General features: G+C 58.9%; 18 protein-coding genes and 1 pseudogene. 7 read left to right on the forward strand and 12 right to left on the reverse strand.

Annotated elements, in window-relative coordinates:
- Window positions 1–11 precede the first annotated feature (11 nt).
- Window positions 12–3,035, reverse strand: a complete 3,024-nt coding sequence (locus tag M1D43_RS19960; RefSeq protein ID WP_127616404.1) for an AsmA family protein — start codon at window positions 3,033–3,035, stop codon at window positions 12–14.
- Window positions 3,036–3,119: 84 nt separating this feature from the next.
- Entirely contained in the window at window positions 3,120–4,151 is a 1,032-nt protein-coding gene (locus M1D43_RS19965) for a LacI family DNA-binding transcriptional regulator (RefSeq protein WP_127643057.1), read from the reverse strand.
- 206 nt (window positions 4,152–4,357) lie between these two features.
- On the opposite strand from M1D43_RS19965, the gene M1D43_RS19970 reads away from it, so the two are divergent.
- The 6 genes from M1D43_RS19970 to M1D43_RS19995 all read left to right on the forward strand — a co-directional run bounded on the left by M1D43_RS19970 (window position 4,358) and on the right by M1D43_RS19995 (window position 9,512).
- On the forward strand, window positions 4,358–5,449 hold the full coding sequence (locus M1D43_RS19970; RefSeq protein ID WP_498814440.1) for a fatty acid desaturase family protein: 1,092 nt from the start codon (window positions 4,358–4,360) through the stop codon (window positions 5,447–5,449).
- A 41-nt stretch (window positions 5,450–5,490) separates the two neighbouring features.
- Entirely contained in the window at window positions 5,491–5,808 is a 318-nt protein-coding gene (locus M1D43_RS19975) for a MocE family 2Fe-2S type ferredoxin (protein ID WP_013850891.1), read from the forward strand.
- A 113-nt stretch (window positions 5,809–5,921) separates the two neighbouring features.
- On the forward strand, window positions 5,922–7,148 hold the full coding sequence (locus tag M1D43_RS19980; RefSeq protein ID WP_127621923.1) for an NAD(P)/FAD-dependent oxidoreductase: 1,227 nt from the start codon (window positions 5,922–5,924) through the stop codon (window positions 7,146–7,148).
- Between the two features lie 80 nt (window positions 7,149–7,228).
- Window positions 7,229–8,029: a 3-methyl-2-oxobutanoate hydroxymethyltransferase gene (locus tag M1D43_RS19985; RefSeq protein ID WP_013850889.1), complete on the forward strand. Its 801-nt coding sequence runs from the start codon at window positions 7,229–7,231 to the stop codon at window positions 8,027–8,029.
- A gap of 293 nt (window positions 8,030–8,322) precedes the next feature.
- A complete protein-coding gene (locus M1D43_RS19990) occupies window positions 8,323–9,099 on the forward strand; it encodes an ABC transporter permease (RefSeq protein WP_127621922.1) in 777 nt (258 codons plus the stop codon).
- Window positions 9,100–9,176: 77 nt separating this feature from the next.
- Window positions 9,177–9,512 carry a hypothetical protein gene (locus M1D43_RS19995; RefSeq protein ID WP_234843374.1) on the forward strand — a complete coding sequence of 112 codons (336 nt, stop codon included), beginning with the start codon at window positions 9,177–9,179 and terminating at the stop codon, window positions 9,510–9,512.
- 193 nt (window positions 9,513–9,705) lie between these two features.
- Here M1D43_RS19995 and M1D43_RS20000 read toward each other — a convergent pair whose 3' ends face one another.
- The 10 genes and pseudogenes from M1D43_RS20000 to M1D43_RS20045 all read right to left on the reverse strand — a co-directional run.
- Window positions 9,706–10,905 carry a DUF6716 putative glycosyltransferase gene (locus tag M1D43_RS20000; protein WP_127510669.1) on the reverse strand — a complete coding sequence of 400 codons (1,200 nt, stop codon included), beginning with the start codon at window positions 10,903–10,905 and terminating at the stop codon, window positions 9,706–9,708.
- Entirely contained in the window at window positions 10,898–12,187 is a 1,290-nt protein-coding gene (locus tag M1D43_RS20005) for an alpha-2,8-polysialyltransferase family protein (protein ID WP_040121049.1), read from the reverse strand. The genes M1D43_RS20000 and M1D43_RS20005 overlap by 8 nt, the downstream gene beginning before the upstream one ends.
- On the reverse strand, window positions 12,180–13,295 hold the full coding sequence (gene neuC, locus M1D43_RS20010; protein WP_024311922.1) for a UDP-N-acetylglucosamine 2-epimerase: 1,116 nt from the start codon (window positions 13,293–13,295) through the stop codon (window positions 12,180–12,182). Before neuC ends, M1D43_RS20005 begins: the two co-directional genes overlap by 8 nt.
- Window positions 13,292–14,341, reverse strand: a complete 1,050-nt coding sequence (locus tag M1D43_RS20015) for an N-acetylneuraminate synthase family protein (protein WP_040121048.1) — start codon at window positions 14,339–14,341, stop codon at window positions 13,292–13,294. The genes neuC and M1D43_RS20015 overlap by 4 nt, the downstream gene beginning before the upstream one ends.
- The gene (locus M1D43_RS20020) at window positions 14,338–15,021 is read right to left on the reverse strand and encodes an acylneuraminate cytidylyltransferase family protein (RefSeq protein ID WP_040121047.1); all 684 of its coding nucleotides are present in this window, start codon (window positions 15,019–15,021) and stop codon (window positions 14,338–14,340) included. Before M1D43_RS20020 ends, M1D43_RS20015 begins: the two co-directional genes overlap by 4 nt.
- A 119-nt stretch (window positions 15,022–15,140) precedes the next feature.
- Window positions 15,141–16,472 (reverse strand): KpsE/RkpR family capsule polysaccharide export protein, encoded by a 1,332-nt coding sequence (locus tag M1D43_RS20025; RefSeq protein WP_040121046.1) that lies wholly within the window; start codon window positions 16,470–16,472, stop codon window positions 15,141–15,143.
- Window positions 16,473–17,132 carry an ABC transporter ATP-binding protein gene (locus M1D43_RS20030; protein WP_024311918.1) on the reverse strand — a complete coding sequence of 220 codons (660 nt, stop codon included), beginning with the start codon at window positions 17,130–17,132 and terminating at the stop codon, window positions 16,473–16,475.
- A complete protein-coding gene (locus M1D43_RS20035; protein WP_127621921.1) occupies window positions 17,129–17,899 on the reverse strand; it encodes an ABC transporter permease in 771 nt (256 codons plus the stop codon). Before M1D43_RS20035 ends, M1D43_RS20030 begins: the two co-directional genes overlap by 4 nt.
- A 5-nt stretch (window positions 17,900–17,904) precedes the next feature.
- A complete protein-coding gene (locus tag M1D43_RS20040; RefSeq protein WP_040121045.1) occupies window positions 17,905–19,203 on the reverse strand; it encodes a capsular polysaccharide export protein, LipB/KpsS family in 1,299 nt (432 codons plus the stop codon).
- An 88-nt stretch (window positions 19,204–19,291) separates the two neighbouring features.
- A pseudogene (locus tag M1D43_RS20045) lies at window positions 19,292–20,120 on the reverse strand (nucleotidyltransferase and HEPN domain-containing protein); the annotation flags it as partial.
- Between the two features lie 421 nt (window positions 20,121–20,541).
- On the opposite strand from M1D43_RS20045, the gene M1D43_RS20050 reads away from it, so the two are divergent.
- Window positions 20,542–20,679: a hypothetical protein gene (locus tag M1D43_RS20050; RefSeq protein ID WP_153416478.1), complete on the forward strand. Its 138-nt coding sequence runs from the start codon at window positions 20,542–20,544 to the stop codon at window positions 20,677–20,679.
- Window positions 20,680–20,693 lie beyond the last annotated feature (14 nt).

The following is a 20,693-nucleotide window of genomic DNA, read 5'->3' on the forward strand; positions in this document are numbered from 1 at the left end:
GGTCGCTTCCGCTACCGCAGGAGCTGCTTGAAAAAACCCTCCATTGGACCATCGGCCTCCTCACTTGGCACTTCCGTTCCGTTTGCCGGTTGTTCGGTTGGTGCGTCGGCTTTGGCCGCTTCCTCGTTTGTGGGGATTTCTACAGCCGCCTCGTCGGGCTTCGGTGCAGGATCGCCACCAATGATCTCCTCGATCGAGAGCTGCTGTTCTTCTTGTTTGAAAGCCTTGTCTTTTAGCGCCTTGTCCAGCGTGCCGCCGAGCAGATCCTTAACGGCTGCGCCGGCGCCGTCTCCGTTAAGGAGGTCGCCGATCGGCAACTTGTCGATCGGCAGTCCGAAATCCTTGAGCTTTGCCAATGCGGCATCGGGATTCTTCAGCAAGTCCGAAAGGTCCGGATAGATGCGGGGTGCGGCGAAGCTGCCTTCGACCACGACGGGGACGCCGATGCCGTCGGTGGAGATCTCGGCGCCCTGGCCCTTCAAGGATGCGACGAGGCGGGGCTCGAGCCGGAAGTTCAAAGTGCTCTGTGCGAGGTCTGCCGCGCCGTTCCCGGTCATGCGGATCAATGGACCGACAAGTTTGAGGTCTTCGGTGCGCGCAACGCCGCCTTCGATGGCAAAGGAAGCCCCAAGCTCGGTGAAGGTGGTGGCTTTGCTCTCATCCTGTTTGAAACCTGACGTCATCAAACTCACGAGATTGTTGTAGACGTTGGCGATGTCGATGCCGCGGATGGCTCCATCCGAAAATCCTACATTGGCGTTGCCCTGCAGCGATTTCGCAAGTGCCCCGCTTGTGCCGCCCGCACCGGTCACGTCGAACTCGGCTTTCAATGAGCCCTCGAGATGCTTGAAGCCCGCCATATCGGTGAGCAGGGGCGCTGCCGATGCTCCGGAGATGGAGGTCTTCAGGGCAATCGAGGGTTCGGACTGGGAGCTGTCGGCCCGGAGACTCGCGACGACGTGGCCGCCATAGAACGGAGCTTCGGGCAGCGTCAGGCTTGCAACGCCATCAGAGACGACGAGACTGGTGGCGACCGGTCCGGCAAAGACCTTGCCGTAGCCGAGCTTTTTGGCATTGACCTTGATGGTCGCATCGATTGACCGAAGAGCGGAGAGGTCGAGTGGAACGTCGGCGGGTTCAGCCCCTGTCGCCGCCTTTGCCTGCAGAGCCGGGGATTGCGCCCCGGCAAGCTGCGCAAGGTCCAGTTCGTCGAAGTTCAGCGCGGTCATGATCTTCAGGGGTGTCGTGAATTCGACGGAGCCGCTGCCCGCACCTTCGACGCTATTGACGGATATGCTCGCCTCTTGAAAGGAAACACCCGTCGCGCCCGCATCGACATGCCCGTTGAACGCCAGCGGACCGATGCTCTCAGCACCGCTCTGCCCGAGGCCGGCAAGGAAAGCAGAAAGGTCGGCGGTGGAAAAACCGAGTTTTCCCGCATAGGTCCCCGCCAGAGCAGCTTTGCCGTCGAGCGACAGGTTTGCGTCCGGCATCTTCACCTGAAGCTTGAGGGGGATTCCCTCAGCGGAGAGATTGCCGGCGAGAATCGTATCGACGGCGGGGATTTGCAGATCGACATCGACCGGTTTGTTGCGCCACTGCAGTCGGCCGGCCACGCGCAACGGCTTCGCGAGGCTTTCGATCCGGGCCGTGATCTTCTTCGCCTTCACCTCGCGCATCGTCTCATCGGCAATGCCCGGCAGGGTGTAGGCCGCATCGCGAAGGCCGATCGTTCCCGCCAGATCTACTGTCTTTCTGATGGCTTCCCCGTCAAGGCCGCGAAAGGCGAAGCCGGCGTCGATCGTCAATGCTCCCGAAAGCGGGACGGTTTGGCCGGCGAGGGCTGAGAGCTTGGCGATGTCGAGCCCTTTGCTTGCGAGGCGGCCCCGGAAGGCCGGTTCGTCGGCCGTGACGTCGGTCGCGACGTTGGCGGCAAGGCTGCCGGCATCGATCTCCAGATGCCCGAGCTCGGCAGCCAGTTCCCCGTCCTTGAGTGCGGCCGAAAAGGAAACGTCCGACGCTGAAATTTCGCCAAGGGTCAAAGCGGCCGCGTTGATGCTCATGTCGGCATCGAAGCCGGCCAGAAACTGCAAATTCGCCGGCTTGGCCGTATCCGCGGCCGGCGCTTCCGTCTGCGACGTTTCCGGCGCGACATCCATGAACGGCGTCAGGTCGAGCCGGTCGGCTTCGAGATCGACGAGAAACCGCGCCCGCTCGCCGGGGACGAAGAGGGCATTCAGGCTGAAGGCCTGTTCGCCGGCTTCCACCTCGCCGCCTCTTATCTGATAGCTGCCATTGGCGTTCAGGGTGACCTGTCCGCTTGCCTCGAAGTTGGTCAGGCCCGGCGCGGGAGCCGGATCCGCTTCCGCGGTAAGGGTGACATCGGCGGGCTGGCGCTCGAGCAGCGACCGCAGGGTTGAGATGGTAAAGCTCGTCTCGTAGCTCCGCTCCCCCACGCGGGCGGATGCAGAAAGGGAGAACGCGTCATCGACGTCGGGTGCCGAAAGCGTGAGCTCGACATCGGAAACGACCTCCTCGGGATCTTCTGCGCTTCGCCGTATGAATGTGCCGGAGGTGATCGAGACCGACTCGATTGCGCTTCGTTCAAGAAAGGCGACGAGTGCGGGAAGCGGATCGCCGGAACCGGTCTCAATCCCGCGGTCGGCTGTCGACGCCGCTTCGTCCGCTGCTTTCTCTTTGAGGACAATGACGGGACGGTCGAGCGCGATCTGCTTGATGTGCAGCCGGTCCGACCAGAGGGAGGAAAGCGCCACCGAACCGGAGACCTCAGCAAACTCGGCGGTTATCCCTTCCGCTTCGGCCGAGAGCGTCACGTCTTCCGCGACGACTGCGAGATAGGGAAATGCCGAAAGGTTCACAGGGCCGTTGAACGCGATCGAACTGCCGGTCGCAGCCGACAGTTGCCGGCCCAGTTCCGCCCGCACCCAATCGCTGGAAATCAGGCTTGGCAGAACGGCAATTGCAGCGACGGCGAGCGCGGCAACGCCCACAAGACTAAGAATGAAGCGCCGCATCGCTTTCTCCTGGTTGTAAAAGCTGTTGATTCGCTATCGTTTTCCAGAAAGCGCAATTTCGCAAATGTCTTCGCGACGTCGAGGTCAGATATTTTCCGGCGTATAGATATCGAAAGGCAGGAAGGTCTGGCCGGGCACGCTCGAAGCACCCCGGTCGATCGCGCCGACCATAAGGTCGATCGTTTCCCGGGCCAAAGCCGGAACGGGCGTCGAGACCGCCATCAGGACCATTTCGTCGGCAAGGGCAGCGCGCGATTCTGGCGTCAGCTCATTGACGACGGCGAGCAGCTTGCCCCCGAGCTTTTCCTCGCGGATCGCCGAGATGGCGCCCTCCATGCCGCCCCCGCAGACGTAAAAGCCTAAGAGATCCGGATGGCGCTGCAAGAGATCGAGCGTCGCCTCGTGAGTGATCTCGGGCGTGTCGAGGTTCACCATCGTGTCGAGGACCTCGAAATCGGGTGCGTTCTCGCGAAAATAGGAGCGAAAGCCGATTTCGCGCAGTTCGTGCCCATGGAAACGGTGGCTCCCGACGAAGGCCGCGACCTTTCCGGGCCGCTTGGCTGCCTTGACGATCATCCAGGCAGCCGTCCTGCCGACTTTCTGATTGTTCAAACCGATATAGCCTTCGCGTACGCCCGCCGCGAAATCGGACAGGAGGGCGAAGACTGGGACGCCGCGTTCCTTGAGCTCCTCGATTGCCGCAGTCACGGCCGGGTAGTCGGGCGACACCAGCGCGATCGCCTGATTGCGCGCCGCCATCATCTTCAGCTTTTCGACGATGGCGCTGGGCGTGGAGCTTGAGACGAAATCCACCTGCGCGTTGGCGCGGACATGCGTCACCGAAAGCGCCGCGTTTTCGATCTCCTTTGCCAAGGCCTTGTAGAACGACTGCTCGGGCTTTTGCAGGAGAAAGCCGAGCGAGTATTGCGGCAGGTCCTCGAAGACCCTTTGCCGCAGCAGGCCGACGGCATGATAGCCGATGGTTTTCGCCGCATCATAGACGCGGCGTGCCGTTTCCTCGCGCACCGGATGACGGCCGTTCAGCACCCGGTCGACCGTTGCGACGCTCACGCCGGAGGCGCGGGCGAGATCCGCGATCGTCGGCCTCTTCGTCATGTCTCCTCCCTGAAACTATTCCCTCATCCGTGAGCCTGTCGTTCTGATAGGAATTGAGAGAATATATCATGACTGCATTGAGAAGCATCCAAAGTCAACCTATCCTCACTTCATCGGATGGAGGCGCCGATCGGGAGTGGCGCCGGTTCAAAAGGCTGCAGCCACATTAGCGCATATGAGAGGCGCCCGCTGCAGGGGAGGCAAGGATGACGACAGTTGCGACGAAGCGCGATTACAGCCTGCTCGGCCGCGATGCCGAGGCGGCGGTTGCAAGCGGCCTTGCCGCAGCCGAATGGTATCACACCGACATTCCGCGCAAGCAGATGAAGGAGCTGATGAAGCGGGAGGACGGCCCCGCCATCCGTGACACCGCGATCTGGCTCGGCAGCATGGTTCTTCTCGGCGGCCTCGGCATCTATTTCTGGGGAAGCTGGTGGGCGGCGCCTTTTTTCCTAGCCTGTGGCGTCCTTTACGGATCCGCTTCCGATAGCCGCTGGCATGAATGCGGCCATGGCACCGCTTTCAAGACGATGTGGATGAACGACGCCGTCTACCAGATCGCCTGCTTCATGATCATGCGCAATCCGGTCGCCTGGCGCTGGAGCCATACCCGCCATCATACCGATACCGTCATCGTCGGGCGCGACCCGGAAATCGCCGTCATGCGGCCGCCGGATCTCCTGCGTTTAGTCCTCAACTTCTTCGGCATCATCGACGTCTGGCATGCCATGATCGATATGGTCAGAAACGCCTTCGGCGTGATCAGCGCCGCGGAGAAGACCTTCATTCCGGAAATGGAGCAGCCGAAGGCGATCCGCGTCGCCCGGATCTGGCTTGCCATCTATCTGGCGACGATCGGCCTTTCGCTCTATCTCGGCTCGATCCTGCCCTTGATGCTCATCGGTCTGCCGCGGCTTTACGGCGCTTGGCATCACGTGCTGACGGGGCTTCTGCAGCATGGCGGCCTTGCCGACAACGTGACCGACCACCGGCTGAACAGCCGCACGGTCTACATGAATCCGGTCAGCCGCTTCGTCTACTGGAACATGAACTACCATGTGGAGCACCACATGTTCCCGATGGTGCCCTATCACGCGCTGCCGATGCTGCACGCCATGATCAAGCACGACCTGCCGGCGGCCAATCCTTCGATCCTGCACGGCTACCGTGAAATGATCCCCGCATTCCTGCGGCAGCTGCGCAACGAGGATTTCTTCCTGAAGCGCGAACTGCCGCCGACGGCAAAGCCCTATCGCGAAGAGTTCCACAACGACCGGCTCGTTCCTGCCGCGGAGTAAGGCAGCGGGCGATCTCAGCAAACCATCGAATGGAGGAAAGAATGAGCTCGAACTGGGTGGAGGTCTGTGCGGCCGAAGAGATCGACGAGGAAGATGTCGTCCGTTTCGATCACGAGGGGCGCACCTTTGCCGTTTATCGCAGCCCGGACGACGAATATTTCGCGACCGACGGGCTCTGCACGCACGAGCAGATCCACCTCGCCGACGGCCTGGTCATGGGCGACATCATCGAATGTCCGAAGCATAACGGTCGATTCAATTACAAGACCGGCCAGGCCAGGGGCGCCCCCGTCTGCGTCAACCTCAAGACCTATCCGGTCAAGGTGGAGGCGGGGAGCGTGTTCATCGGGCTTTCCTAGGCGTTGAGACTTTTTGGAAGCTCCCGGCGAGTGAGGGGGCATGAATCCGGAACGCGTCGGACGAAATGCTTTCGCAGGGAGAGGGGCCTTCTAGGCAGAAAAGGGAGGAGAGCATGACGCATATCGTTATTATCGGCGCCGGCGAATGCGGTGCGCGGGCAGCCTTTGCCCTCCGGGAAAAGGGCTTCGGCGGCGAAATCATGCTAATCGGCGCCGAACCGCACCTTCCCTATGAGCGGCCGCCGCTTTCCAAGGACGGCCTCGCGGAGGCCTCCCTGCCGAAATTCATCGCGGGCGCCGCGCGCTACGAAGAAGCGCGGATTGCGGTGCTGACCGGCGTCACGGCGGAGAGCATCGACCGCGTGCACAAAGCCGTCACGCTCACGGACGGACGATCCCTCGATTATGACCGTCTGCTTCTTGCCACCGGCGCCCGGCCCCGCGCTTTTCCGCGCGTGCCGGAAAATGCCGGGCGCATCCGGACGCTGAGGACGCATGCCGATGCGCTTGCGATCCGCGGCGCCCTTACACCCGGTGCAAGGCTCGCCGTCATCGGCGGCGGCTTCATCGGCCTGGAGCTTGCCGCGACTGCGCGCAAGCTCGGCGCCGAAGTCGTGCTTGTTGAAGGCCTGCCGCGCGTTCTCTCACGCGGCGTGCCGGAGGAGATTGCCGTTTTGGTCGCCGAGCGGCACAGGCGGGAAGGCGTGGAGATCATCTGTGGCGCGCAAATCGCGGCGATCGACGAAGCCGGAGACGGCGCACGCCTGCTGCTTGCCGAGGGAGTCGACATCGAGGCCGACCTGATCGTCGTCGGCATCGGCGCGGTGCCCAACACCGAGCTTGCAGAGGCGGCCGGCCTTGCGATTGAAAACGGCATTGCCGTCGACGAGAGGCTCTGCACGTCGGACCCCGACATCTATGCCGCCGGCGACTGCTGCTCCTTCCCTCTGCCGCATTATGGCGGCCGGCGAGTGCGGCTCGAAGCCTGGCGCAATGCCCAGGACCAGGGCGCGCTTGCCGCCGCCAATCTGATGGGTGCGGGAGAAACCATGGTCAGCGTGCCGTGGTTCTGGTCGGATCAGTACGAGTTCACCCTGCAGATCGCGGGGCTTGCCGACGGTGCAGAAACGACCGTGCGGCGCGACATGGAGGAGGGAGCCTTCATCCTCTTTCATCTGGATGGCGAGGGACGGCTGATCGCCGCAAGCGGCATCGGCCGCGGCAATGCAGTCGCCCGCGATATCCGCCTTGCCGAAATGCTGATCGCCGCCGGGGCAAAGCCGGAGCCGCTGGCGCTTGCCTCGCCCGAAACCCGGCTCAAGAAGCTGCTGGCGGCCTGAGTACCCTTTCTTTGAAACGACGCACGTTCCGAGGCGAAAGCGCTGCTCGCTCTTGCTGGAGCGCTCTACTGGAGAGACCGATGAGACACCGCCGCCCGACCGTTGCCGATCTCCTGTCGATGAAAGGAAAGCGCCAGCTCACCATGCTCCGGGTCATGACGCTGGAAGAGGCGGAGGCTGCGGAGAAGGCGCGCATCGACCTCGTCTCCGTCCCGCCGGCGCTCCTCAGCCCCGAGTTTCGCGAGGCGGCCCCTTCCGTCTTTGCCTTTCCCGGCCTCGAATACGGCGACCATGTCACCGCGGAGGATTATATCCGTGCCGCCTTTCAGGCGCTGAAGGCAGGCGGCGACGCCGTCTACTGCGCCGCAAGCCTTTCGACGGTCAGGCGCATGCGGGATGAAGGCATTCCAGTCTGCGGCCATGTTGGGCTGATCCCTTCCAAGGCCACCTGGACCGGCGGCTTTCGCGCCGTCGGCAAGACGGCCGCAAGCGCACTCGAGATCTGGCGCCAGACGAAAGTGCTGGAAGAGGCGGGCGCCTTCGCCGCCGAGATCGAGGTGGTGCCGGGCGAAGTCGCCGCCGCGATCAGCGCGCGCACCTCGATGCTGATGCTTTCTATGGGGGCAGGGACGGGCTGCGACGCGCAATATCTCTTTGCCGAGGACGTGCTGGGCGCCAATCGCGGCCATTGTCCGCGCCACGCCAAGACCTATCGCAACTTCGCCGCAGAATATGACCGCCTGCAGCAGGAGCGCATCGCCGCCTTTTCCGAATTCGCTTTCGACGTCCGCTCCGGCGCCTATCCGGAAAAAGGCCATCTTGTCGGTATTGAGGAGAAGGAGCTTGGCGCTTTCCTGAGCGAACTCGAAGGCGGGCGCTGAGCGAGACGAGCTCACCTCCCAGTGGGGCCGCCTGGCCGCCTCGACCGAAAAGGATCGAGGCGGTCTTTTTGTCTGGTGAGGGAGAGCGCCAAAGATTTGCCAGCAAGAGCGGTTTGTGGAATATGGCGGCAAGATGCTGGCGCCGCCCCCAACCCCAATCTCTCCCCGCAGGCGGGGAGAGTGGACTGGAAGCATGCCGCGAGTACCTTCTCCCCGCCTGCGGGGAGAAGGTACCGGCAGGCGGATGAGGGGCAGCGGGCACTCCATCAACGGCAATTCAACTAGGGTCGGACGTGAATCTCATCCAACAGCATCTGCGAGTGACGGCGGCGCTTATCGTGCGCGAAATGTCGACGCGCTTCGGTTCGAAGCCGGGGGGCTATCTCTGGGCGATCTTCGACCCAGTGGCGCATGTCGCGCTGATGACGCTGATCTTCCAGGCGATCGCCCGGATGCCGGCGCTGGGCCTGAGCTTCCCGCTGTTCTTCGCAAGCGGCTATCTGCCCTTCGCCTTCTATCAGCGCATGTCCGGCTTCATGGCCGGCACGGTGAAGGCCAACAAGGCACTCTTCTCATACCCAATCGTCACCCCTTTCGATGCGATCGCCTCGCGCTTCATCCTTCAGCTGATGACCGATACGCTGGTGACAATCCTCATCCTGATGATGATCCTCGAACTCGGCGGTGTCACCCAGCCGATGAACATCGCCGGCATGATCGAGGCCGCGAGTGCTGCCGCCCTGCTAGGCCTCGGCATCGGCACGATCAATATCGTGATGTTCGCCCGCTTCCCGCTTTACGAGCAGATCTTCGGCATCATGAACCGCCCGCTCTTCATGATCTCCGGCGTCTTCTTCCTGCCGGAATCGCTGCCGAGCCCCTTCCGCGATTTTCTGCTGCACAACCCGCTCGTGCACGTCATCATGTGGTTTAGGGCGAGCATCTACCCGGAGTACCGGGCCGACTTGCTGGACAAGGGCTATGTGATCGAATTCGCGCTTGTCTGCTTTGTGGCAGGGCTGGTTCTGTTGACGGCCTCGACACGGGAGATACGAGAGGATAGGCTTTGAGTGACTCGCGGCAGTAATTAGATGGTCCTGGACGCGAACAAGCGGCTTTTCGCTTCGAAAAGAGGACAGCCCCACACATGTGGACGCGCCAGATCGGATTCAGCATGTCGAGTACCTCAAAGTGGGAGCCTATGTGTCAGTCGATCACCGGGCCTCCTGTCGATGAAGCCATCGGCACGCTGATTGCTGAGCAGATGACGCCGGCGGTCGTCGAACTCGCTCTCGAAGTCAGCAGGGGGATCCAAGCCGGGCATGAAGAAGCAGACCGGCTGCGCTATCGCCGATCGAAAGCACACAAACGGAAGCCGATCTCGCTCAGTGGCGCTTCATGCTTGTCAATCCTAGCACCGCCTCAGTCGATGGATGTCGAAAAGCCGGGCAATGCGCCCATCGGTGTCTCCGGCTCCGCATAATTACCCTCGCCGCATAGTTGCGCATCTGCGTGGCTCCGCAGGCGAGATACACTCGAACACCGATTCCTGGGTCCAATCATGCTGCTTCAACCTTTGTCTTTGGCGAGAGCTCATCGAGGAAATCGCTACCGAGAGACACGCCGACGTCAAAAGTTTCGAGGGACCTGTTCTAGTCTTAGTCTAAAGCTGATTGCTAACGGTCGATGAAACGGAAAGCTCGATCGAGCGCCCTCGCTGATGCGACACACCAGCGTCTCAGAGCAAACTCGTACGGCTTTGTCGTGCGACGCGGCTTGGGCCTGCGAGAAATGACCTGCGGTAGCGCATTCATGTCTAGGGGCGCCAAAAAATCTGCGGCGCGGGCGACGGGTTTCAAAGGGAGCGGTCCTGCGAGATCTCCCAAATGCCGTTCGAAGCCCACTCGCTGAAAGAAGCGAGAGGCATCAAATGGCGATTTGGACTCCTCGCCAATAGCGATGCTGAACGATGGGATCTGCAAGATGCTTGCCTCAAGCAGAGCCGTGGAAGAAACGCTAACTGCGAACTCTATGTCGTCGGCAATGGTCATCCAGTTACCATTGAACACTTCGACCGTTCGGCCTTCCCTCTCTAGCAATATATGGGCGAGCCTCATGTTGTCGAGTGCTTGGTGATTTGAAGTTTCACCGGAGCTGTTGCGCGCGACTATCAAAAGCTTCCTGTCCGGATGCAAGTCGGCCAGAATTGCAAGTTGTCTCGCCAGCTCATATCGGCCGTGGCTCGATGCCGGAACTTCGTTCTGTTCAAAGAAGGCGATATATTTTCTGATGCGGATGTGGCTGCGTGGCGGCACTTCTTTTAGTCGAGGGGAGCCTAGCAACACGCAGTTTGCGGTCGACAGTGGCAATAGGGAAAGCCAGTTCCTGGCGAGTCGGTATAAATGTGGATCTGTGAACAAAAGCTGGTCAACAAAGGACCTCCAAAATAGGCCAGTAAACCTCATGTAATATTGAAGTCCAGGAAATCCCGTTGCGATCGTCATCAACGCAATTGAGCTCGGAAACTCATGGAGAGTATTGCAAATATGAAAGACCTTTCTCCCCGGTAGACCAAGGAAGAGGAAGTCTGCACCGCTCTCAGCTATCCACCTGGGTAGCTCCGCTTCTGCGACTATGCTTATGCTGCATTCCGGAAAAGAGACCCCCCATTTTTCACGCTGAGCTTTTGACAGGCCGGGTTCTCGAAGATCCTCCACGACTTCAATGACGTTGATTTCGCATGAGATCCGAGTCAAATGCTTATAAAGTACGTCGCAATACCCAACATAGGAATCTGCCGAATATATGAGTAGCGCTTTTGATGGCATCAGGGGATGGCGTTGAAAATCGTCCCGGCGCTTCTTTGAATCAGACAAACTGGACCCCGTTGAAGTCCTCGAGGATCGATCCGTGCTCTGCAACAATCTTAGCGGTGCGTGCGTCTTTCGCAATTAGCGGCAAGAGCTGTCGATAGATCGAGTATGCCTCGACATCCGGCCGGAGATCACTTGCGTATACGAGTGCTGTACTTGCGATACCGATCACTTTTCGACAGGCGGTGAGCGCAGGAATAAACTCTGCTGGTATGTCTGTATGAGGTAGCAGCTTTATCTCAAACTCGGGATAACGCTCGCGGATCACCTCGAGCTTTTCGAGGCTGAAATCAGATTTTGGGTGAGCTTTAATATACAATGTATCCGTTTGAGGGAAATTGTCCTGAATGCACTTCGCTATGACACCTATAATCACCTCTTTGTCTATGTGGTAGGCTTGATCTACATATAAAAGGGACTGAGCGGTCATTCCGCAGTCGGCCAATTTGCTTGCGTAATGATGCTGGGTTGTTCGGAAGGTGCGTTTTATATAGCTAAAGTAATTCCTTTCACTCGCACCGAAACTGTTGGCCAGTCGGTCCGGAAAAGTACCAAACACACCGTTGAAGCCGGATATCGGCTCGTGGAACCGTCTGAAGCGATAGCTACGGCTGAATATGCCTTTGAAACAGGAGGCCGTAAGTTCATTGTCGAAGGGTACGACAATGCACCTAACGGCAAAAGAAAGTTCTTTTTGAATAAAACGCACCAGCGTTTTGAGACCTGTCTTTGGATTTGAAGCTAATTCATATGGTATTTTCAAAAGTATCTTTCCAAGAAAAGAATCGGCAATAATGTCCTTGTTGATTATATCAATCAAAGACCGAGGCGGTGCGTATGCATGAGCCTTCTTGTAAGAAGACAATCCTTCTTCGATGAAGAAAACCTGCATCTCCGCCCTTTTGGCAAGATCGTAGACAAGGCCGTAGTGGGTGTTGTAATTAAATAGAAAAAGACGCCGCGGCGTGTTCTTCGTGAGAACAGACCGATATGCTCTCAGTATTCGGCCCTGCTTTCGAAGTGAGAAATAGGCGGCTCCCACTGGCAGCTTCAGGAGGCCATGGGGGACATGTTTTTCCGTCAGAAGGTTAGAGATGCTACTCCGCTCTTTAAGGTTAGCGTCTGTATAAAGGGTCAGAACGAACGGCCGCAACAGCAGAGTTTCTCCGAACTCCTCGATAAATGCTAACGCATTCTGCGCTTGCCGACCATTAGAGATAATGATCAGGTCTGTCCCTGCCGGCAGAGCCGATGTAGCTCCGCCAACTACATCACCGCTAGTCATTGAATTGCTTCTGAAGCGGTGCTGACCAAAACGTGTGATCATTCAAAACCTGGACAAAACGAGAGGCGGCGTTGCCGTTACCGAAGCTTTGGTCGCTTGAGAACTTTCTGCCCCACGTCGTGTTTAGGAACTCTCGAATAGTGTCGACGTCGAATGCCGATGCGTCCGTGATTGTCGCAGCGCTGGATCGATTGTTTTGCCGTGTCCCTATATTAAGACTGGGCACTCCCAAGAACGGTGCTTCTCGCACCCCGGCACTACTGTTTCCGATGATGGCTTTCGCATTTTTCATAAGTTCGGAAAAGTAAGAGAAACGCATGCTCGGCAAATGCCTGAAACGATGCGGATCGAGCTCCGAGATCTCAGCGAAAATGTCATCGCTGCCAGGATCATTGTTCGGCGAGATGATCACGAAGTTTTTGCCGCTCTCAGCCAGTGTCGTAAAAAGGCTTCGCGCCTGCGCCCCTATCGTGTCCGTTTCCGACGTTACCGGATGGAAAGTGACGATCCCATATTCCGAAAATGGTATTGCATAGCGGTCCCGAACCTTGCTGAGGGTCACACCAGAATCGCCGCGATGGAGATCCAACTCGGGTGATCCAATATTGTAAACGAACTGTGGATCCTCGCCGAGAGCCAAGACGCGAGCTCTGGCAATTTCCGAGCTGACAAAGTGATAGGTGCAGAGCTTTGAATTACAGTGGCGATAGATCTCGTCGATCGTCCCGGATACTTCACCGCCTTCGATATGGGCGCAGCGGATATAGTTGGTCGCGCAGACGAGCGAAACCGCCAGCGCTTCGATCCGATCGCCATGAACGACGACCAGATCGGGCTTGTGTTCATACACCCAATCGGAAACTCCGAGGATCGTTTTCGAAAGGATGAGGTCTTGGGGATCGCCGAGGCGCTGGTTGATGAACTCGTGTACTTCAATGCCTTCGAGGCGGTGGACCTCGTGTTTCGTCGCACCGTATTTCTCCAGCATGTGCATACCGGTCACGAAAAAATTAATCGCGTAGCCGGCTTTATTTGCCGCCACAGCTAAGGGCTCAATCTTACCGAAGTCTGCACGCGTTCCGGTAAGAAACAATAGTTTTTTAGTCATAGTAGAGCCTCAGGATGTGTCTCGAAGTCACTCCAGCGGAGCTGTTCATTTCGCTTGCGGGCTACAGTGATAGTTTTTCCAATCAGTTCATCAAGCTGATAGCCGGGAATGTCGCCATTGCCTGGCCGTCGTGCCCAGATGTCGTACTCGGAGATTACGTCTCCTGGCTGAAGGTCTCGGTCAGCCACAACTGAGCTCCGCGCGAACCGGTAGACTGCCTCCTCCGGCTCCGTCCGCCGCTTCTCATTATTCAGAGCTATGAAGATTTCTCGGGATCTGTCGATCAGGAAGCGCAGCTCCGCGGGATCCATTGAGCAGGAAATGTCAGGTCCCTTGCGATACCGTGTGTCGCTGAAGTGACGCTCAAGGATGCAAGCCCCAAGGGCCACAGATGCGAGAGCCATGTCCGGCCCGATGCTGTGGTCCGAAAATCCGACGACAGCATTAGGGAACGCCGTTTTTAAATCCGTCACGCCGCGCAGAGAAACAATTTCCGGCGGAGAAGGATAAAGGTTTGTGCACTCAAGCAGAGCATATTCGACACCTGAGCGCTCCAATACTTCGACGGACGCGCGAATGGTTTCGATTGACTGCATCCCCGTGCTCATGATGATGGGCTTGCCAAAGGAGGCGATGTGCCGGATCAGGGGAATATTGTCGCACTCGCCGCTCCCGATTTTGAAGGCTGGTACGTCTATCGAGTTGAGGAAATCGGCCGCCGCCCTCGAGAAGGGAGTAGATATGTAAATGAGGCCGAGGCCCTCTGCGTAATCTTTCAGTGTCTTTTCGTCCTCGAGTGATAAGGCGCAGGATTTCATCACGTCCCAGATGGAAACGTCGGCATTGGGCGGGAATATCTTCTTTGCCTCCTCCGTCATCTCGTCTTCGACAATATGGGTTTGGTGCTTGACGATTTCGCAGCCGGATTGGGCAGCCGCCAGGACCATGGCCTTTGCCACCTCAAGGCTACCACCATGGTTAATCCCGATTTCAGCGATAACGAGAGGCGGGTGAGAAGGGCCGACCTGGCGATTACGAATCTTCATTGAGTGATCCCTTGTGAGATTGCTGCTTCGCACTTTCTAAAATCTTCTATCGTGTCAACGTCGAGTGATTCGTCTTCCGACATTTGCACAACCTTTATTGCGGCGGCAGAGAAGTCACCGTTAGCCCTGAATGTGTTTGCATCAAAAACATACAAAGCCCCATTGGGACGAAACACGGGTGGCAAGGATTGACGGTTGGCAAAACAGTACCGGGGATCGGAGAGCGTCTGAAATCGATCCCCATTTATTTGGCCCCATTTCAAAACGCTTGAATTCGCTGCACACACACTCATGACAAGCGAACAATCTCCACCGGCGAACAATTCCAAAGCGGCTCGGATGTGATCTGGCTTCCGCAACGGTGAAGTAGGCTGGAGCAACACGACTGTGCCGCCATTGGGAAGCGTGGATCCTAAGAAATCAATCAGAACATCCGCCATCGTGGTAGTGTCGGCGGCAAGACCGGGTGGGCGCCGCACGACCTGCACGCCGCCGGGAAGAGAATGGGAGAAAATCTCATCTATATCCGTGGAAACAAAGATCTTCGGAATTCCGGCCATAATCGCTGCGTCCACGCTGTGCCGGTAAAGCGGTTTGCCGCAAAGTTCTCTGACATTCTTGCCGGGGAGCCCTTTGGAACCGGCCCGCGCAGGAACCAACGCAATCACGTCTGAGTGCATTCTGATCTTCTCGATTGTGAGCGAGTGAGTGATATTGGCAGCTATCTAGACAAAAAGATGGTGTTTGCCAATGAATTCTGTGGCGACGTGCTCAAAACCTATCAAGGTAGGACACACGTTTATGCCCTGTCTCTTATGTTGTAGTAAGCCATCACCCCAATCCCCCAGGCAAATAGCAACCCAAGAGCCACAAGAAAAGCATTGAGCAACCGCGCCGGATACTGCGCCATCTGCGAAAGCGTAGGCTCTATGAAGAGCGCCAGATAACGCTGCCGATTATTCGCCTCTACCCGCGCCTTTTCCAGCGCGGCCAGTGCCGCCGTATAGGCGCGCTCGGCGAACTCCCGCTCGGTCTCCAGTTCCTCGAACTCGGCGATACGGCCGGCAACGTCCGGGACGTTCGGGTTGTGTGCATCCGACGTGCCCTTTTGGCCCGCCCCCAGCCGCTGGCGCTCGACGGCGAGTTGCTGTTCCAAGCTTTCGATGCGGGTCTTGAGCACGCGGATGCGCGGCGTATCCTCGCTCATCTGGCTCTTGGCCGTGGCGAGATCGGCGTTGAGCTTCGTCAGCTCTCCTTCCAAGCCACCGATCAGCTGAACCGCGAGTTTCGCGCCTTCCGCTGGGCTGATTTCCTGCGATTTGTCGCGATAGTCGCGCAGCCCTGCGCGAGCCTTGGAAAGCCGAGCTTCCCCGGCGAGCACCTCGTCCTGTGCGGCGCGCAACACATCGTTGCGGGCGGAGAGCGAAAGGCTGTTCACCAGATTGTCGCTCTGGTCGACGATGAACTGCGCGAGCTCCTGCGCCTGCGTCGGTTCAAAGGCTTTCACGGTCACCTGCATGATGCCGGAGGCATGGTCGAAGCTGACCTTTACCATATCGCGCCAGTAGGCAAGCTTGTCCTCGATCGGCAGGTCGGAGCCGATGCCGTAGAAATAGTCGAGCCCGCGTGTCGCGTAGACATCCTCGAGCTTGAACCGCCGGTCCGCATCCGAGGCCATCCGCTCGCTAAGAATATAGTCCATCAGGATATAGCTGTCCGAAACGGTGCTGCCGCCGGAAGCCTGACTGAACATGCCGAGGATATCCCCCGAAACTCCGCCTTCGATGCTGCGGACTGCGAAGGATGCCGTGCTGTGATACTGGTCGGCGGCGATGAAGGCCATGTAGAGAGAGGCGAGTGTCGCAGGCACGGCAACAAGTCCCAGGAAAGTTGCCCCGATGATGGCGTGGCGCCAGCGCAGCTTCCTCAGCCATTTCGGCTGCCAGCCAGCTTTCTTGGGAGGCTCGACCTTGCGCCCCGGCAGCGGGATGACAGGTGCGCTCTCCCTGCCGAGAAGTCCCTCGAGGACCGCGATGCCTTTGCCTTTCGCCGTGGCCTTGGCGGTGTTCGGCTTGTCGGCGGCCTGCGCGGGGTCAGGCTTATTCACTGCCGCGTCCTTGCTTGCCGCCATTTAGCTTTCCTTCATATTCTTGTCGTGCGCACGGATCGCGTCTTCGACATTCTCATAATAAGTCATCTTGCCTTTTTCCAGCACAACGCCGCAATCGCAATAGTCGCGAATCGTGCCGGTGCTGTGCGAGACCATGACCACGTCGGAATCCTGCAGCCTAGTCTCGAAGACAGCCTGACACTTTTTCTTAAAATTTGAGTCACCAACGGCGGTGATTTCGTCGACCAGATAATAGTCGAAGTTGACGCCCATGCTCAAGCCGAAGGCGAGTCGCGCCTTCATGCCGGAGGAATAGGTGCCGACCGGCGCCTTGAAAAAGGGACCCAGCTCGGCGAAATCCTCGACATATCCAGTCAGTTGCTCCGTATCGACGCCATAGATGCGGGCGACGAAACGCACATTCTGTTCCCCCGTCATCGAGCTCTGAAAACTGCCGGCAAAGCCGAGCGGCCAGGAAATCTTACCGCGGCGGATGATTCGTCCTTTGTCGAGCTTGATGGCGCCGGCGATCAGGCGCAGCAGCGTCGATTTTCCGGCGCCGTTGCGGCCGAGCAGGCCCACGCTCTTGCCGCGGTTGAGCGTCAGCGATGCGTCCTCGATGATCGGCTTCTTGATGCCCTTAGTGCGGGCGTATTTCGTCGCCTGCTCGAACCGGATCATTCGTTTCTTAGCGTCTTTCTAGAAAGGGTGAAGACCAGCATTCCGGCAAACAATGTCAGAAATGCGATTCCGTAGAGATACTCCATGTCGAGGCCGACCGCCCGATATTCCGGATAGAAACCCTGGCGGAAGCCCATGATGATGTGGACGAGCGGATTGATGAGCACGAGATCGCGATACGGCGCGGGGATCGAGTCGGGCAGGAAGAAGACGCCTGATATCAGGAACAGCGGCCGATTGACGATGCTGAAGACCTGCTCGTAAAGCGGATATTTGAGGAAGAGCACGCAATTGACCATGGCCACGCCGAGGCCGAAGAGGCAGGCGAGCCCGACCGCTTCGAGGATCGAGGGCCAGTGGATGTTCGTGTCGACCCGCATGGTGGCGACGATCGTGCCGAGCACAATCAAGGCGACCAGCGACGTCGTGCCCATCTGCAGGACGAAGCGGGCGACGATGGTGTCGATTGGCGCGACATTCGGATAGCTGAGCAGCGCCTTGTTGGCTTTGACCGCGGCGTTCAGGTAGCCCGTCATCGCCTGGTAGAACTGGAAGGCGATATAGCCGGTGGCGAAGAAAAGCGCGAAGCTAGTGCCGAGCGCCGGCGCGCGGGCGATCGCCTGGAAGACTACCGTCATCAGCAGTATGTGGGCCGCCGGATCGAGTAGCGCCCAGACATAGCCGCCGGGCTTTGAGCCGAAGCGCGTTGCCATTTCGCGAACCAGAAGGGCGCCGACAACCCGGAAATGGGTGGTGAGATAGCCCATGTCAGTCACCCGAACGGATAAAGTATGCGGCCGATGATCCGGTACTTCCGGTCGGACAGGCCGCGGAAGAAACGGATCGGGTCGGCCCTGAAGTCTTCGACATCGCGGTCACTGCCTAGCTTCCGGATCACCGGCGTGACGAAGGCGGCCAGGAGATGGCGCCAGCCGAAGAGGCCGTAGGGACCCCAGGCGCGCCATTGCGGCCGCGGTGGGCCAAGGCCCTGCGGCTCGTCGAGCTGTCTTCTGATCGCGGTCACGGTCGCTTCGAATGAGGTTTGCGCTCCCGTCTCGGGATCGAAGTAGCGAGGATAAAGCAGATAGGCGCCGGCGAAAAGCGCTTCGATGCTCAAGCGTCGCCCGCGGCGCGGGTTCGGCTGGCGGTCGTCGGTCAGGCCCCATCCGGCATAAAAGGGACAGCCGGCGGTCGTAACGGGGATGCCGCGAATGAGCGCCTCGAAGCCCGCGAGCGAGGTGATCGTATAGACGTGGTCGACGGTGCGCAGCGCCTCGGCGAGCGGCAGGCTCTCGGTCACCAGCTCGCAAAGATGCGCCACTCCGGCAGGGTCGGACCTTTCCGGGCGAGCGCGGCTCAGCACGTCCGGATGCGGCTTGTAGAGGATCTGGGCGCCTGCTTGCTCGGAGGCCGCGAGTCGCACCAGGTCGTTGTTGGTCATGCGGCTGAGGCAGCCGTAGCGGATCGAAGCATCGTCCTCCACCTGGCCGACGACCAGCACCCGCCTGCCCGTCTTCTCGCCGTAGACCTCCTCGGCGGTGCGCTGACGTGCGCCATTATATTTGCTGATGCCGCTTTCGATGAGAAGCGCGATGCCGGCGCGCGCACGCTCCATCAGTACCGCATCCGCTTCGAAGTCATAGGTCTTCAGCAGCACTTCGAGGTCGGAGGGATGGCGGCAGTCGAAATAAAGCGCCCTGCTGTCGAGCGCCAGGGAGAGGGGAGGCGTGCGGCTGGCGCTTGGCCGGGCCGAGCGAAGGAAACCGTCCTCTATGAAGGTGACGGGAATGTTCCTCGCTTTTGCCAGTGCATCAAATCGCTCCGGCAGCTCCGGGCCCCAGGCGAGAAACTCGGCGTCCTTCTCGGCCAAGATTCGCGGCTTCCAGACACGCTCGAATTCGCGCTTGCCGACGTTCATCGGGAGGAAGTGGAAGTTCCTGTCGGGAAAATATCGTTCGAAAAGCTCTCTCTTCCATCCGATGATCTGGACGGCAAAGGTCGTCACCGGCTCCGGTGTGGGAGCGGAGGACATATTGGCGAAGTCTTCCCTTTGTCGTCGCGTTACCGCCATCGGCGCCTTGGATCCGAAAAAGTAAGACTGCTATCTACATGCCCTGCGGTCGATCCGCCAGTCTTAAGCGACTGCCGCTTGTTACAAATTATTCACCTCGGGCGGTCACGTGTTCAAGCTTTCCGGGCCGCTCCTTGCAAATCGCCCCGACAAGACGGTGCAGATGTTCCGTCCGCTCACGAAGCCACGCGAGCGCTTCTGCGGTGATCTCGAAATGCTTCGAGTAGCGCGCCTTCACATAGGCCTCGTTAAGGATATTGTACCAGGCCGTGAAGCGGTGCTGTTCACGAGGCCATGCCTCGATAAGCCGGCGATCCTGATCCTCGCCAGGCCGCGAAGAAACTTGAGGTTATGCGAAGGCGGGCTGTAGTTTGTGAGGGTCAGGAGAAGCGTCGAGTAGGCATGCTCATTAGCCTGATGTAGACCCACTCCGTAACGTCACCAATCTGTCCGGCTTGCCAAACCGCTGTGCGCAGCATCAGCTGGGCTTCGGGAAAACGACCTTCAAAATGCTCCTGGGCCAACCTGAGCGTATCAGAAGGAGACAATGGTTTCGGTTCGGCCAGCGGCCGATCGTCGAGCTCGTAAAGGATGACGCCCTCGCGCAGAATATCGATGAAAAAATACTGTCCATCGGCCAGGTAGTTGTTCACCTCCCGGGCGCCGTGCGCGATCAGCCCCACCGGAGTTGAGACACCCTTGTCCCACAGCAGCCGATCGGTCGCCTTTTCCCAATACTGCGGTTCGGCCAGTTTCTTCGAACTGACGATTACAAGGATGTCGTAGTCCGAGCGGTAGCCCTTCATCGTGTGCGGCTCGTCAACCCAATTGCCGCGGGCGTAGGAACCAAATAGAATGACTTTCAGTATCCGCCCGCGCTTCTTGAAGGCAGCAGAACTCCCCTCGAGTGCGTCGGCCTATTGGTCGCAAGATGGATATAAATAGTTTATTACCGCTGATGCGGGGGGGCGGATCAACAGTCGCTGGATCCTACACCTGGAAAGATTTGAAGTCCCGCCACCCCGAGGGGTTGCAAGACAATGAGGAAGTGAATCGCATCGGCAAGAACAGTATAAGTGAACGGCTGTTGACGTCTGTTTGCATCGCCCGTTGCTCGTTTGATCATCGATCCATGCGGCGATGTTTCGCCCGAGGCTCACAAACGTGCGGGAGAGCGTATGGCTGGTGCTGGGCCGCCGACCCGCGGTGCAATGCATACCATTGCCTCCTCGATTTCATGAGAGATTAAGGCTACGGCGCAGCGGTTTATCTCGCGGCTGGGCCAGGTCGGCGCAGTGAAGCGGCTGACGCCTACCTGGGATTGCCCATGGAATGGCAATGACCTTCGATGAACGGCACGCAAATAATGATTCCAGGCTTTCCGCTGCCATTCGCGAGGCGATCGAGAAAATCCGCTCGTCCGTGGTGATCGCGCGCGTGGCGGCTGGAGCGTGGCGACATCAATGGCGCGTCTAGGCCATGCAGATCGA

The sequence above is a fragment of the Ensifer sp. R1-3 genome (genome assembly GCF_056739175.1).